This window comes from Pseudomonas gingeri (assembly GCF_013385425.1).
Classification (GTDB): domain Bacteria; phylum Pseudomonadota; class Gammaproteobacteria; order Pseudomonadales; family Pseudomonadaceae; genus Aquipseudomonas; species Aquipseudomonas gingeri_D.
Genome location: NZ_JACAQA010000008.1, coordinates 17,265 through 31,141, shown reverse-complemented (window position 1 = coordinate 31,141; position 13,877 = coordinate 17,265). Strand labels below are relative to the sequence as shown.

The 13,877-nt window shown below is 64.1% G+C and carries 9 protein-coding genes; all 9 read left to right on the top strand.

Going from position 1 to position 13,877, the window contains the following annotated elements; translation table 11 throughout:
• The first annotated feature begins 75 nt into the window (after window positions 1-75).
• The 9 genes from betA (at window position 76) to yccS (ending at window position 13,848) form a co-directional block, all read left to right on the top strand.
• Window positions 76-1,776, top strand: a complete 1,701-nt coding sequence (gene betA, locus HX830_RS13605) for a choline dehydrogenase (protein WP_177100732.1) — start codon at window positions 76-78, stop codon at window positions 1,774-1,776.
• Window positions 1,777-2,047: 271 nt separating this feature from the next.
• A complete protein-coding gene (locus HX830_RS13600; protein ID WP_103498132.1) occupies window positions 2,048-2,743 on the top strand; it encodes an RraA family protein in 696 nt (231 codons plus the stop codon).
• A 145-nt stretch (window positions 2,744-2,888) separates the two neighbouring features.
• Window positions 2,889-4,331, top strand: a complete 1,443-nt coding sequence (locus HX830_RS13595; RefSeq protein WP_177100730.1) for a TldD/PmbA family protein — start codon at window positions 2,889-2,891, stop codon at window positions 4,329-4,331.
• Window positions 4,331-5,668, top strand: coding sequence for a TldD/PmbA family protein (locus HX830_RS13590; RefSeq protein ID WP_103498134.1), 1,338 nt, complete (start codon window positions 4,331-4,333; stop codon window positions 5,666-5,668). The genes HX830_RS13595 and HX830_RS13590 overlap by 1 nt, the downstream gene beginning before the upstream one ends.
• Before the next feature lie 333 nt (window positions 5,669-6,001).
• On the top strand, window positions 6,002-6,835 hold the full coding sequence (locus HX830_RS13585) for an alpha/beta fold hydrolase (protein WP_177100728.1): 834 nt from the start codon (window positions 6,002-6,004) through the stop codon (window positions 6,833-6,835).
• Window positions 6,836-7,039: 204 nt separating this feature from the next.
• The gene (mdtD, locus tag HX830_RS13580; RefSeq protein WP_177100726.1) at window positions 7,040-8,470 is read left to right on the top strand and encodes a multidrug transporter subunit MdtD; all 1,431 of its coding nucleotides are present in this window, start codon (window positions 7,040-7,042) and stop codon (window positions 8,468-8,470) included.
• Between the two features lie 299 nt (window positions 8,471-8,769).
• Complete coding sequence (gene dbpA / locus HX830_RS13575) at window positions 8,770-10,107, top strand: ATP-dependent RNA helicase DbpA (RefSeq protein ID WP_247263367.1); 1,338 nt, start codon at window positions 8,770-8,772, stop codon at window positions 10,105-10,107.
• A 252-nt stretch (window positions 10,108-10,359) separates the two neighbouring features.
• Window positions 10,360-11,538, top strand: coding sequence for an aminoacetone oxidase family FAD-binding enzyme (locus HX830_RS13570; protein WP_177100724.1), 1,179 nt, complete (start codon window positions 10,360-10,362; stop codon window positions 11,536-11,538).
• Window positions 11,539-11,655: 117 nt separating this feature from the next.
• A complete protein-coding gene (gene yccS / locus HX830_RS13565; protein WP_177100722.1) occupies window positions 11,656-13,848 on the top strand; it encodes a YccS family putative transporter in 2,193 nt (730 codons plus the stop codon).
• The last annotated feature ends 29 nt before the right edge of the window (window positions 13,849-13,877 follow it).

Below are 13,877 nucleotides of genomic sequence, written 5' to 3'. Positions count from 1 at the left end.
TTGCCCGCGAATCGAGTGCAAGGCACTCGTCCTGAGACGCCCCGCCCCGACCCACTTCAACGAGGGCTGCATTTCATGTCCCAAGAATTCGATTACATCATCATCGGTGCCGGCTCCGCCGGTAACACCCTGGCCGCCCGCCTGACCGAAGACGCTGGCGTCACGGTCCTGCTGCTCGAAGCGGGCGGTCCCGACTACCGCTTCGACTTTCGCACCCAGATGCCCGCCGCCCTGGCCTTCCCGCTGCAAGGCCGGCGCTACAACTGGGCCTACGAAACCGATCCGGAACCGCATATGGACGGTCGCCGGATGGAATGCGGTCGCGGCAAGGGCCTCGGCGGCTCCTCGCTGATCAACGGCATGTGCTACATCCGTGGCAACGCCCTGGACTACGACGGTTGGGCCAAGCTGCCCGGCCTGGAAGACTGGGCCTACCTCGACTGCCTGCCGTATTTCCGCAAGGCCGAAACCCGTGACATCGGTCCAAACGACTATCACGGCGGCGAAGGCCCGGTCAGCGTGACCACGCCCAAGGCCGGCAACAACCCGCTGTTCCACGCCATGGTCGAAGCCGGCGTGCAGGCCGGTTACCCGCGTACCGTCGACCTCAACGGCTACCAGCAGGAAGGTTTCGGTCCGATGGACCGCACCGTCACGCCCAAGGGCCGTCGCGCCAGCACCGCCCGTGGTTACCTGGACACGGCCAAGCAGCGCTCGACCCTGACCATCGTCACCCACGCCCTGACCGACAAGATTCTGTTCGAAGACAAGCGTGCGGTCGGCGTGCGTTACCTGCTGGGTTCGGCCGAAGAACCGGTCGAAGTCCGCGCGCGCAAGGAAGTCCTGCTGTGCAGCGGCGCCATCGCCTCGCCGCAGATTCTCCAGCGCTCCGGCGTCGGCCCGGCCAAGCTCCTGCAAAGCCTGGACATCCCGGTGGTCCACGACCTGCCCGGCGTCGGTGAAAACCTCCAGGACCACCTGGAGCTGTACCTGCAATACGCCTGCACCCAGCCGGTCTCGCTGTACCCGTCGCTGCTGTGGTGGAACCAACCGGCCATCGGTGCCGAATGGCTGTTCAACGGCACCGGCATCGGCGCCAGCAACCAGTTCGAAGCCGGCGGTTTCATTCGCACCCGCCCGGAATTCGAGTGGCCGAATATCCAGTACCACTTCCTGCCGGTGGCGATCAACTACAACGGCAGCAACGGCGTGAAAGAACACGGCTTCCAGGCGCACATGGGTTCCATGCGTTCGCCGAGCCGCGGTCGGGTGCAGGCCAAGTCCAAGGACCCGCGCCAGCACCCGAGCATCCTGTTCAACTACATGGCCACCGAGCAGGACTGGCAGGAATTCCGCGACGGCATCCGCCTGACCCGGGAAATCATGCAACAGCCGGCTTTGGATATTTACCGTGGGCGTGAAATCAGCCCGGGGATCGAGGTGCAGACCGACGAGCAACTGGACCAGTTTGTCCGCGAGCACGCCGAGACCGCGTTCCACCCGTCCTGCTCGTGCAAGATGGGCACCGACGAGATGGCGGTGGTCGACAGCCAGGGCCGCGTGCATGGCATGCAGGGGCTGCGGGTGGTCGACGCGTCGATCATGCCGATCATCACCACCGGCAACCTGAACGCGCCGACGATCATGATCGCCGAGAAAATCGCCGACAAGATCCGTGGCCGCCAGCCACTGCCGCGCAGCAAGGCCGACTACTATGTGGCCGGCGAAGCACCGGTGCGTGGCAAGCCACTGCGTGAAGTGAGCCGTACCGCGTAGTAACCGCTGAAAAGCTTCGCGGGCAAGCCCTGCTCCTACAGTTTTTTGTCGTTCACAGAATTTGTGTACGCCACCACCTTGTAGGAGCAGGGCTTGCCCGCGAATGCGTCAGTTCAGGCAACATCAATCTCCCACCACATAACGTAAACAATCCCCACACCGCCCTACCCTTGCTCCTACCCCCCGCGCAGGCCTAATCTAATGGCGCGCAAACGTTTCACCCCCGCCCCAATTCGACACGCCGCCACATTGCTGGCCACGAGGCTTTCCCATGTTTGATGTCGTATCTTCGAGCAAATGGCCCACCGGCTACCTGATCAATCCCAACCCCGAGCCCATGGACCCCAAGTGGCTGACGGAATTCAGCAAGATCCCGGCCGCCGCGGTCAGCGACTGCCTCGGTCGTAACGTCGGTGGACTGGGCCTGCGACCGTTCCACGGCAACACCCCGATGCTCGGCAATGCCCTGACCGTACGCGTGCGCCCGGGCGACAACCTGATGATCCTCAAGGCCATGCAGATGGCCCGCCCTGGCGATGTACTGGTGATCGACGGCAGCGCCGACCTGACCCGCGCCGTGTTCGGCGGCATCATGCGCGCCATGGCCCTCAAGGCCGGTATCGTCGGCGTGGTGATCAACGGCGCCCTGCGCGACCTCGACGAATGGCAGACCGGCGAACTGCCGGCCTACGCCATCGGCGGCGTGCACCGTGGCCCGAGCACCGACGGCGGTGGCGAGATCAACGTACCGATTTCCTGTGCCGGCATGCTGGTGACCCCGGGCGACCTGATGATCGGCGACGGTGACGGCGTTGTCGCCGCGGCCCGCTCCGAACTGCCGGAACTGCTGATCCGCTGCCACGACCTGCTGGCGCGGGAAAAAGCTACACTGGCGGCGATTGAAGCCGGCACCCTGGACCCGGACCGCTTCGACGCGATCCTGCGCGCCAAGGGCTGTCCGCTCTAAGGTCAACAGCCTCAAGAGCTTCGCGGGCAAGCCCTGCTCCTACAGTTTTTCGTCGTTCACAACACTTGTGTACGACACTACCCTGTAGGAGCAGGGCTTGCCCGCGAAGAGGCCCTCCCGAACACCCCGCACAAGGAGGTTCCCCATGTTCGACTTCCACCCCCAGCTCAAGCAACGGTTCGCCGGCTTGCGCACGGGCGCTGAATTCTTCTCGCTGCGTTACGTGCGCGAATCCGGCCAATACCTGTCGGTGCGCAAGAACGTGGCCGAACCCCCAAGCCTGCGCCTCGACGAAGGCGCGATGCTGACCGTCCGCGTCAACGGCGTCGAAGCCTATGCCGCGACCAACGACCTGTCCCAGGCCGGCCTGCAAAGCGCCCTCGAACGTGCCGAAAACTACGCCCGCTTGATGGCCCCCCACGCCCTGCTCGACCTGCGCCAACAGGCCGTCTCCAGCGACCGCGCCGATTACCGCTCGCCCCAGCTCGACCAGCCCTTCCCGTCACTGAGCGACTGCTACGCCCTGCTCGGCGCCGAATCCGCCGCCGTGCCCAAGGACGAGCGGCTGGTCAACTGGGAAGTCAGTCTCGGCCTGACCCAGGTCGAACAGATCTACCTCAACAACGCCGGCGCCGAACTGCGCCAAGCCCTGCGCTTCGTCTACCCGGGCCTGAGCGTCACCGCCTACGACGGCGCGGACAGCCAGACCCGGACCCTGGGCCGGGAAAACTTCGGCCAGCAAGGCAGCGCCGATGTCATCGGCCGCTCCGGACTGATCGGCGCCGGCACCCGGATCGCCGACCAGGCCCTGCAATTGCTGCTGGCGCCCAACACCCCGCAAGGCCCGCGCGACCTGCTGTTGACCCCGGACCAGATGATCCTGCAGATCCACGAATCCATCGGCCACCCGCTGGAACTGGACCGCATCCTCGGCGACGAACGCAATTACGCCGGCACCAGCTTCGTCAAGGCCAGCGACTTCGGCAGCCTGCAATATGGCTCGGCGCTGCTCAACGTGACCTTCGATCCGACCATCGCGCAGCAACTGGCCAGCTACGGCCATGACGACGACGGCACCCCGGCCCGCAAGGAGTTCCTGATTCGCGAAGGCCGCCTGCTGCGTCCACTGGGCGGCGCGCTGTCACAGTTCCGCTCCGGCCTCGACGGCGTCGCCAACAGCCGCGCCTGCAGCTGGAACCGCGCGCCCATCGACCGCATGGCCAACCTCAATATCGAACCGGGCGACCAGTCCTTCGCCCAACTGGTCGGCGGTATCGAGAAAGGCATCCTGATGTCCACCAACCGTTCCTGGTCCATCGACGATGCCCGCAACAAATTCCAGTTCGGCTGCGAATGGGGCCAGCTGATAGAAAATGGCGAGCTCAAGGGCGTGGTGAAAAATCCCAACTACCGGGCAATTTCCGCACAGTTCTGGCGCAATCTCAGCGCCGTCGGCAACGCCGAGACCTTCCAGGTCCTGGGCACGCCGAATTGCGGCAAGGGCGAGCCGAACCAGGTGATCCGCGTCGGGCATGCCTCGCCCGCCTGTGTCTTCAGCAATGTCGATGTGTTTGGAGGAGATGCCTGATGAGTACTTCACTGAGTCAGGTCGAACACTTCCGCGCGCTGGTCGAGGGTTTGCAGAAACAACTGCACGCCACGGAACGTTTCACCCTGGGTTATGCCGCCGAGTCGTCGGACTTTATCCGTTTCAATCAGGGCCGGGTGCGCCAGGCCGGGCAGGTGCAACAGGCCAGCTTGAGCTTCAAGCTGATCGACGACGGTCGCCACGCCGACTTGCAGATCACCCTCTCCGGCGAACCTGAGCCGGACCGTCAGCGCCTGGCGGACGGTCTGCAACAACTGCGCGAAATCCTCCCGCTGTTGCCGGCGGACCCGTACCTGCTGCTCAACCACAACGCCTGGCAAAGCCAGAACGTGCAGAGCCATCCGTTGCCGGAAACGGCGCGAGTACTGGAGGAAATCAGCCGCGCCTCGGTCGGCCTGGACCTGGTCGGGTTCTACGCCGCCGGTCCCATCAGCCGGGGCTTTGCCAGTTCCGACGGGGCCTTTGGCTGGCACCAGGCCAATAGTTTCAACTTCGACTGGAGCCTGTTCCACGAAAACGGCCAGGCGGTGAAAGCCAGCTACGCCGGCCATGACTGGAACAGCGACGGCTTTGCCCGGCGCTTCCAGCAGGCCCGTGAGCAACTCGAGTTTCTCGGCCGACCGTTGCGCACCTTGGCGCCGGGCGAGTATCGCGCCTACCTGGCACCGGCGGCGCTGGAAGAAGTCATGGGCATGCTCAGTTGGGGCGGCTTCTCGGCCCAGGCCATCGGCAGCAAGCACAGCCCGCTGCAGAAGCTTTACGCGGGCGAGGCCAGCTTCAGTCCCAGCGTCTGGCTCAGCGAGCAGATCAGTGGTTCGTTGAGCCCGGCGTTTTCCAACGAAGGCTATCCCCGTGGCGACGTGTCGTTGGTGGCCGCGGGCGCGGCGGACCAGCAGTTGATCAACTCCCGCAGTGCCGCCGAGTACGGGCTGACCACCAACGGTGCCAGCGGCGGCGAGTATCCCGGTGCCTTGCAGATGCGCGCCGGGCAACTGGCCCAGGCCGATATTCTCAAGCGACTGGGCACCGGCTTGTATATCAGCAACCTGTGGTACCTGAACTACTCGGACCAACCGGCGGCGCGGATGACCGGCATGACCCGCTTCGCCACCTTCTGGGTGGAGAACGGCGAGATCCAGGCGCCGGTCAGCACCATGCGCTTCGATGACAGTGTCTACAGCCTGTTGGGCAGCCAGTTGGAAGCCCTGACCCAGGAACGCGAGCTGCTGCTGTCGGCGAGCACCTACGACCAGCGACAGACCGCGTCGAACCTGCTGCCGGGGGCGTTGATCAGCAAGTTGACCCTGACCCTGTAAACCTGGAGTCCGTTCTCACGGACACCGCAAAACCTATAGGAGCAGGGCTTGCCCGCGAAGCTTTTAGCGCTCTCAAGGGCCTATTCGCGGGCAAGCCCTGCTCCTACAGGTCCGCGGCGGTCACAAGATCTCTGACCGAAACACCCGCATACCTATCCGTTCAGTCAGTTGCCCTGACGCCGCCCGGCGCGCTATATATCCCTCTGTTTTTTTCACACTATCAAAACGCCACCCTCATACGGCAACACCCAGAGAAACCAGACTCGACCCGCGATTTCCTTACTCAACGCCGCACCTCTTTCATCCCCCGAAAGTGCTTTGCTGGAGCTTGATATGAATCATGGAAGCTTTGTCATCAACAACCTGTACCGGCACTTCAACATCCATGTCGAACGTATCGGCGACGATCCCCGGCGCAAGACGGTCCTGCTGGTCAACGGTGCCCTGGCCACCACCAGCTCTTTCACCCGTACCAGCAAGTGCCTGGCCGAACACTTCAACGTGGTGCTGTTCGACCTGCCCTTTGCCGGGCGCTCACAACCCTACAATCCCGATCCGGGGTTGGTGACCAAGGACGACGAGGTGGAGATCCTCCTGGCCCTGGTGCAGCGCTTCGAGGTCAATCACCTGGTGTCCGCCTCGTGGGGCGGCATTTCCACCCTGCTGGCCCTGACCCGGCACCCGCCGACCATCGAAAGCTCGGTGGTGATGGCCCTGGCGCCCGACCTGAATCCACCGATGCGGGCGTATGTGCAGCGCGTCCACGAACTGATCGCGGTGGACGACAAATCCGCCATCGGCCACCTGCTCAACGACACCGTCGGCCACTTCCTGCCACCACGCCTCAAGGCCACCAACCACCAGCACCTGTCCTCGATGCCCAGCACCGAATACCGCCAGGCGCGCTTTCATATCGACCAGGTGCTGCAGCTTGGCGACGGTAATTACCTGCGGGCCTTGTCCACGATCCAGAGCCCGGTGCATTTCATCAATGGCGCCAAGGACATCTACACCCCGGCCGCAGGTGCGCGGGTGTTCCAGGAATATATCCCCCGCAGCAGTTTCTCCGTCGCCGAAGACACCGGCCACCTGCTCGACCTGGAATCACGCCAGGCCGCCAACGCGGTGCATCAGGCTTTGCTGGGGTTTCTGCTGTCGCCCGGATAGCATCGCGTCCTGTAGGAGCCGGCTTGCTGGCGATCCAGGCGACGCGGTCCATCAGGCACACCGCGTCATCGTTCATCGCCAGCAAGCCGGCTCCTACAGGTGGCGGGTGTGTTCAAGATCTCCGGCAACGAGCACGCGCCTACACCGTTCCTGACCGATCAGGCATACTGCAACTACGTAGCCAGCTAACAAACAGAGCCGCCCATGCCTGATCGTGCCCCACTCGACGTAACGACCGCTCGCTGGCTACCGTGGGTGGTAGCCATTGCCTTCTTCATGCAGTCCCTCGACGGGACCATCCTCAACACCGCACTGCCCGCCATGGCCCTCGACCTGGCGGAAAACCCCCTGCGCATGCAGGGCGTGGTGATCGCCTACATGCTCACCGTGGCCCTGCTGATCCCGGCCTCGGGATGGGTTTCCGACCGCTTCGGCACTAAACGCATCTTCTTCAGCGCGATCCTGCTGTTCAGCATCGGCTCCCTGCTCTGCGCCCTGTCGAGCTCGCTTAACATGCTGGTGGGCGCGCGGATCATCCAGGGCCTCGGCGGTTCGTTGATGCTACCGGTCGGCCGGCTGGTGGTGCTGCGGGCCTACCCGCGTTCGGAGCTGGTGCGGATCATGGGCTTCATCACCATCCCCGGCCTGCTCGGCCCGTTGATCGGCCCGACCATGGGCGGCTGGATGGTGCAGTACCTGACCTGGCACTGGATTTTTTTGATCAACCTGCCGGTGGGCCTGCTCGGCTGCTATGCGGTGTGGAAGTTCATCCCGGACCTGCGCGGCAGCGAGCGCACGCGCTTCGACGGCATCGGCTTCCTGTTGTTCGGCGCGGCGATGCTGCTGATCACCATCGCCATGGAGGGCCTGGGCGAGCTGCAACTGCCGCACCTGCGGGTGATGTTGCTGCTGTTCGCCGGCCTCGCGTGCCTGGCGGCGTATTGGCTGCGGGCCGGGCATATCGATAATCCCTTGTTCGCGCCGTCCTTGTTCAAGACCCGGACCTTTGCCGTGGGCATCCTCGGCAATCTGTTCGCCCGCCTGGGCAGCGGCGCCCTGCCGTTCCTGGTGCCGTTGCTGCTGCAAGTGGCCCTGGGTTACTCGCCGTCCCAGGCCGGGATGAGCATGCTACCCCTGGCGGCGGCGGCGATGTTCGCCAAGTCGATCGCCCGGCCGCTGATCGAGCGCCTGGGTTATCGCATCGTGCTCACCGGCAACACCCTGGCCCTGGGCATCATGCTCGCGGTCATGGGCCTGGTCACCGAGCAGACGCCTTACCCCTTGTTGCTGGCCATGCTGGCGATTGCCGGGGCGATCAACTCGCTGCAGTTCACGGCGATGAACACCGTGACCCTGATCGATCTTGACGACAAGTCCGCCAGCAGCGGCAACAGCCTGCTGTCGGTGGTGGCGCAATTGTCCCTGAGCCTCGGGGTGGCGTGCGCCGGTGCCCTGCTCGGTGGCTTTACCGCCGCGGTCGGCAACGATGGCGTGGAGACGGTGCTCGGCGCCTTCCAACTGACCTTCCTCACCGTGGGCATCATGGCGATGCTGGCGGCGACGATTTTCCTGCAGCTTTCACCCCAGGACGGGCGGCGGGCCAGGGTGGTTCAGGAGCAGCATATCGAGCACTAATGGGACATTGAAAACACCACGGATCCTGTAGGAGCAGGGCTTGTCGGGACGCCCCACCTGAAGGGGCCGTGAGATCGCTAAAAGCTTCGCGGGCAAGCCCAGCTCCTACAGGTTCTGCGGCGGTCATAGGCTCTGCGCCTACTGGCAAAGAAGATGTACGGGCAGTATTTGGCTACTTTTCGTCCAGAATTTGCGGCGCCGCCAGCCGGGACTGATACACTGCGCGACATTTTGTTTTGCAGGCCAGTCCCGTGACCACCATCGCCACCGCGTTTAACTCTTTGCCACTGTCCGCCGCCATGCTGGCTAACCTCGACTCCCTCGGTTATGCCCAGATGACGCCGATCCAGGCGCAAAGCTTGCCGGTGATCCTCAAGGGCATGGACCTGATCGCCCAGGCCAAGACCGGCAGCGGCAAGACCGCCGCCTTCGGCATCGGCCTGCTGAACCCGATCAACCCGCGCTTCTTCGGCTGCCAGGCGCTGGTGATCTGCCCCACCCGCGAGCTGGCCGACCAGGTCGCCAAGGAAATCCGTCGCCTGGCCCGCGCCGAAGACAATATCAAGGTGCTGACCCTCTGCGGCGGCGTGTCCCTCGGACCGCAGATCGCCTCCCTGGAACACGGCACCCACATCATCGTCGGCACCCCGGGGCGTATCCAGCAGCACCTGCGCAAGGGCTCGCTGGTCCTGCACGGCCTCAACACCCTGGTCCTCGACGAAGCCGATCGCATGCTCGACATGGGTTTCTACGACGCCATCGAGGAAATCATTGCCCAGCTCCCGGAACGTCGGCAGACCCTGCTGTTCTCCGCCACCTATCCGGTGAGCATCAAGCAGCTGGCCTCCAAGTTCATGCGCAACCCGCAGCAGGTCAAGGCCGAGGCGATGCATGCCGACAGCCAGATCGAGCAGCGCTTCTACGAGATCTCCCCGGAAGAGCGTATGGAAGCCGTGGTCAAGGTGCTCAACCATTTCCGTCCTGAGTCCTGCGTGGCGTTCTGCTTCACCAAGCAGCAGGTCCAGGAAACCGTCGACCACCTGACCGCCAAGGGCGTGTCCGCCGTGGCCCTGCACGGTGACCTGGAACAGCGCGACCGCGACCAGGTCCTGGCGATGTTCGCCAACCGCAGTATCTCGGTGCTGGTGGCCACCGATGTGGCGGCCCGCGGCCTGGATATCGATGCCCTGGACATGGTGATCAACGTCGAACTGGCCCGTGATTCGGAGATGCATATCCACCGTGTCGGCCGTACCGGGCGGGCGGGCGAGACCGGCCTGGCGATCAGCCTGGTGGCGCCGTCCGAAAGCCTGCGCGCGCGGGCCATCGAGGAAGTGCAGAAGTCGCCGTTGAACTGGGACCAGCTCGACAACCTCAAGTCCCAGGGCGGCAGCCCGCTGCTGCCGGCCATGAGCACCCTGTGCATCGCTGCCGGGCGCAAGGACAAGGTCCGTCCGGGCGACATCCTCGGTGCCCTGACCGGCGACGCCGGGATTCCCGGTGCCCAGGTCGGCAAGATCGCGATTTTCGACTTCCAGGCCTACGTGGCGGTGGAGCGTGGCGTCGCCAAGCAGGCCTTGCAGCGCCTGAACGACGGCAAGATCAAGGGCCGCTCGCTGCGCGTGCGGATTCTCTGAATATCGAGGGCCAGCTCGGTCCCCACCATGGATCGGCTGGCCTTGCTCGCGCAAACAGCGGAAACCTGTAGGAGCAGGGCTTGCCCGCGAAGACGTCAGTATTATCAACCTGATCTTTCGGATAGCCCACACCGGCCCCTTCGCGGGCAAGCCCTGCTCCTACAAGGTTTCGTGGTGTTTTCAAGATCACGTTACCCTATCCGCAGTGTTTTCAAGACCGCATTATCCTAATCGCCTTCCGAGGACATCGTTGTGCCCGTTACTGAAGTTGTGATCATCGGCGCCGGTGCCGCCGGCTTGATGTGCGCCTTTACCGCCGCCGCCCGCGGGCGTCAGGTGATGCTGATCGACCACGCCAACAAGGCTGGCAAGAAAATCCTGATGTCCGGCGGCGGTCGCTGCAATTTCACCAATATGTACAGCGAACCCGGCAACTTTCTCTCGCAGAACCCGCACTTCTGCAAGTCGGCCCTGGCCCGCTATACCCAGTGGGATTTCATCGCGATGGTGGCCAAGCACGGCGTGCCCTACCACGAGAAAAAACTCGGCCAGCTGTTCTGCGACAACAAGTCCAGCGACATCCTCGGGATGCTCCTCGACGAGTGCGACCAGGCCGGCGTCAGCCTGCACCTGGACACCGCCATCCAGCACATCGAAAAGCTGGAAAGCGGCTACCTGCTGCAAACCACCCTTGGCCAGATCACCTGCCAATCCCTGGTGATCGCCACCGGCGGCCTGTCGATCCCGACCCTGGGCGCCACCGGCTTCGGTTATCAGGTGGCCAAGCAGTTCGGCCACCAGGTGTTACCGACCCGCGCCGGGCTGGTGCCGTTCACCATTACCGATCAACTCAAGGCCCTCTGCACCGAGCTGTCCGGGACCTCGGTGGATTGCCTGGTGAGCTGCAACGAGCAGAGCTTCCGGGAAAATATCCTGTTCACCCACCGGGGCCTCAGCGGCCCGGCGATCCTGCAGATTTCCTCGTTCTGGAATCCCGGCGATACGTTGCATATCAACCTGCTGCCGGACCACGACGCGCTGGACTGGCTGCAACAGCAACAGGCCGAACGGCCCAACAGCGAGCTGAAGACCCTGCTGGGCGAGTTGTTCACCAAGAAGATGGCCAACCTGCTGGCGGACCACTGGTTCGTCTCCAAACCGATGAAGCAGTACACCCCGGCGGAGTTGGCCGAGGTCGCGCAGAAGCTCGGCGACTGGCGACTGGTCCCGGCCGGCACCGAAGGTTATCGCACCGCCGAAGTGACCCTGGGCGGTGTCGACACCCGGGAAGTGTCGTCGAAAACCATGGAATCGCTGAAAAGCCCGGGGCTGTATTTTATCGGTGAAGTGCTGGACGTCAGCGGCCACCTGGGCGGCTTCAATTTCCAGTGGGCCTGGGCCTCGGGCTATGCGGCGGCGCAATTCGCCTGATCCTTGGGACAATCGCTGATCACGGAACAAATTTTGCTGTAGACGATGTGGCGCCATTGTAATGCCGCCCGTCTACCCATCATTCAGATCAATCGCTTGGCAGGCTCTCTCACCTTCATGGCATCCACCTCGTTCAACCAGTCCCTGCGCCGTCTCTGGGCGCTGGACAAATTCAGCTATAGCGTTCGGGTGTTTATCGCCCTGACCGGCATCATGACCCTGTGCTGGTTCCAGAACGAGATGAAGCTCCTGATCCCGTTGTTCCTCGGAGTCATCGCCAGCGCCCTGGCCGAGACCGACGACAGTTGGCAAGGTCGCCTCAACGCCCTGGCGGTGACGCTGGTGTGCTTCAGTGTCGCGGCGTTCTCGGTCGAGTTGCTGTTTCCCTATCCGCTGGTCTTCGTCTGTGCCATGGCCCTGGCGGCCTTTGCCCTGACCATGCTCGGCGCCCTGGGCGAACGTTATGGCGCGATAGCCTCGGCAACCCTGATCCTCTCGGTCTACACCATGATCGGCGTCGACCAGCGCGGCGGCGAAGTCGCCAACCTCTGGCACGAGCCGATGCTGCTGGTGACCGGCGCGGCCTGGTACGGCGTGCTTTCGGTGCTCTGGCAGGCGATGTTCTCCAACCAGCCGGTGCAACAGAGCCTGGCCAGGCTGTTCCGCGAACTGGGTTACTACCTCAAGCTCAAGTCCTCGCTGTTCGAACCGATCCGCCAACTGGACGTCGAGGCCCGGCGCCTGGAGCTGGCCCAGCAGAACGGCAAGGTGGTGGCGGCGCTGAACAGCGCCAAGGAAATCATCCTGCACCGGGTCGGCAACGGTCGGCCGGGGTCGAAGGTCAGCCGCTACCTGAAGCTGTACTTCCTCGCCCAGGATATCCACGAACGCGCCAGTTCCTCGCACTACCCGTACAACGCCCTGGCCGAAGCGTTCTTTCACAGCGACGTGCTGTTCCGCTGCCAACGCCTGCTGCGCGAGCAAGGCAAGGCCTGCCAGGCCCTGGCAGTGTCGATCCAGCTGCGCCAGCCGTTCGTCTACGACGCCAGCTTCGCCGAAGCCCTGGGCGACCTGCACGCCTCCCTGGAACACCTGCGCATCCAGAGCAACCCGGCCTGGCGCGGCCTGCTGCGTTCGCTGCGGGCCCTGGCGGCCAACCTCGGCACCCTCGACCGCCTGTTGAGCGACGCCAGCAACCCCGACAGCCTGGCCGACGCCACCGACAGCAGCCTGCTGGACCGTTCACCGCGTAATTTCAAGGATGTCTGGACGCGCCTGCGCACCCAACTGACCCCGACTTCGCTGCTGTTCCGCCACGCCCTGCGCCTGCCGCTGGCGCTGAGCATCGGCTACGGCATGGTGCACCTGGTGCACCCGTCCCAGGGCTACTGGATCATCCTCACCACCCTGTTCGTCTGCCAGCCGAGCTATGGCGCCACCCGGCGCAAACTGGGCCAGCGGATCCTCGGCACGGCCATCGGCCTGACCGCCGCCTGGGCCTTGTTCGACCTGTTCCCGAGCCCCTTGATCCAGGCCTTGTTCACCATCGCCGCCGGGGTGGTGTTCTTTATCAACCGCACCACCCGCTACACCCTGGCGACCGCCGCCATGACCCTGACGGTGCTGTTCTGTTTCAACCAGGTGGGCGACGGCTACGGCCTGTTCCTGCCGCGCCTGCTCGATACCCTGCTGGGTGCGCTGATCGCCGGCCTCGCGGTGTTCCTGTTCCTGCCGGACTGGCAAGGTCGGCGCCTGAACAAGGTGCTGGCCAATACCCTGAGCTGCAACAGCCTGTACCTGCGCCAGATCATGCGCCAGTACGCCCAGGGCAAGAGCGACGACCTCGCCTACCGCCTGGCCCGACGCAACGCCCACAACGCCGATGCGGCGCTGTCGACCACCCTGGCGAACATGTTGATGGAGCCGGGGCACTTCCGTAAGGAAGCCGACGTGGGGTTCCGCTTCCTGGTGCTCTCGCACACCTTGCTCAGCTACCTGTCGGGACTCGGCGCGCACCGCGACAATCAGTTGCCGGAGGCGGTGCGCGATCATCTGCTCGAGGGTGTCGGTGCGACGCTGGCGGCGAGTATCGAAGAAGTCGCCGTGGGCCTGGCGAACAAGACCCCCATCGCCATTCAGAGCGATGCCGAGGAAGCCCTGGCCAATGAGTTGGAACAGATGCCGGACGAGATCGACGAGATCCAGCGGCTGGTGCAGACCCAGCTAGCGTTGATCTGCCGCCAGCTAGGACCGTTGCGTACCTTGGCGGCGCACCTGATCAAGGATCCGGAAGAAAACGCAGAATCCTAAAAACGCCACACTCCCCTGTAGGAGCTGGC

Excerpts from the sequence above, each read along its gene's own strand:
- betA (WP_177100732.1), top strand. The coding sequence starts at position 76 with ATGTCCCAAGAATTCGATTACATCATCATCGGTGCCGGCTCCGCCGGT.
- HX830_RS13600 (WP_103498132.1), top strand. The coding sequence starts at position 2,048 with ATGTTTGATGTCGTATCTTCGAGCAAATGGCCCACCGGCTACCTGATC.
- HX830_RS13595 (WP_177100730.1), top strand. The coding sequence starts at position 2,889 with ATGTTCGACTTCCACCCCCAGCTCAAGCAACGGTTCGCCGGCTTGCGC.
- HX830_RS13590 (WP_103498134.1), top strand. The coding sequence starts at position 4,331 with ATGAGTACTTCACTGAGTCAGGTCGAACACTTCCGCGCGCTGGTCGAG.
- HX830_RS13585 (WP_177100728.1), top strand. The coding sequence starts at position 6,002 with ATGAATCATGGAAGCTTTGTCATCAACAACCTGTACCGGCACTTCAAC.
- mdtD (WP_177100726.1), top strand. The coding sequence starts at position 7,040 with ATGCCTGATCGTGCCCCACTCGACGTAACGACCGCTCGCTGGCTACCG.
- dbpA (WP_247263367.1), top strand. The coding sequence starts at position 8,770 with ATGCTGGCTAACCTCGACTCCCTCGGTTATGCCCAGATGACGCCGATC.
- yccS (WP_177100722.1), top strand. The coding sequence starts at position 11,656 with ATGGCATCCACCTCGTTCAACCAGTCCCTGCGCCGTCTCTGGGCGCTG.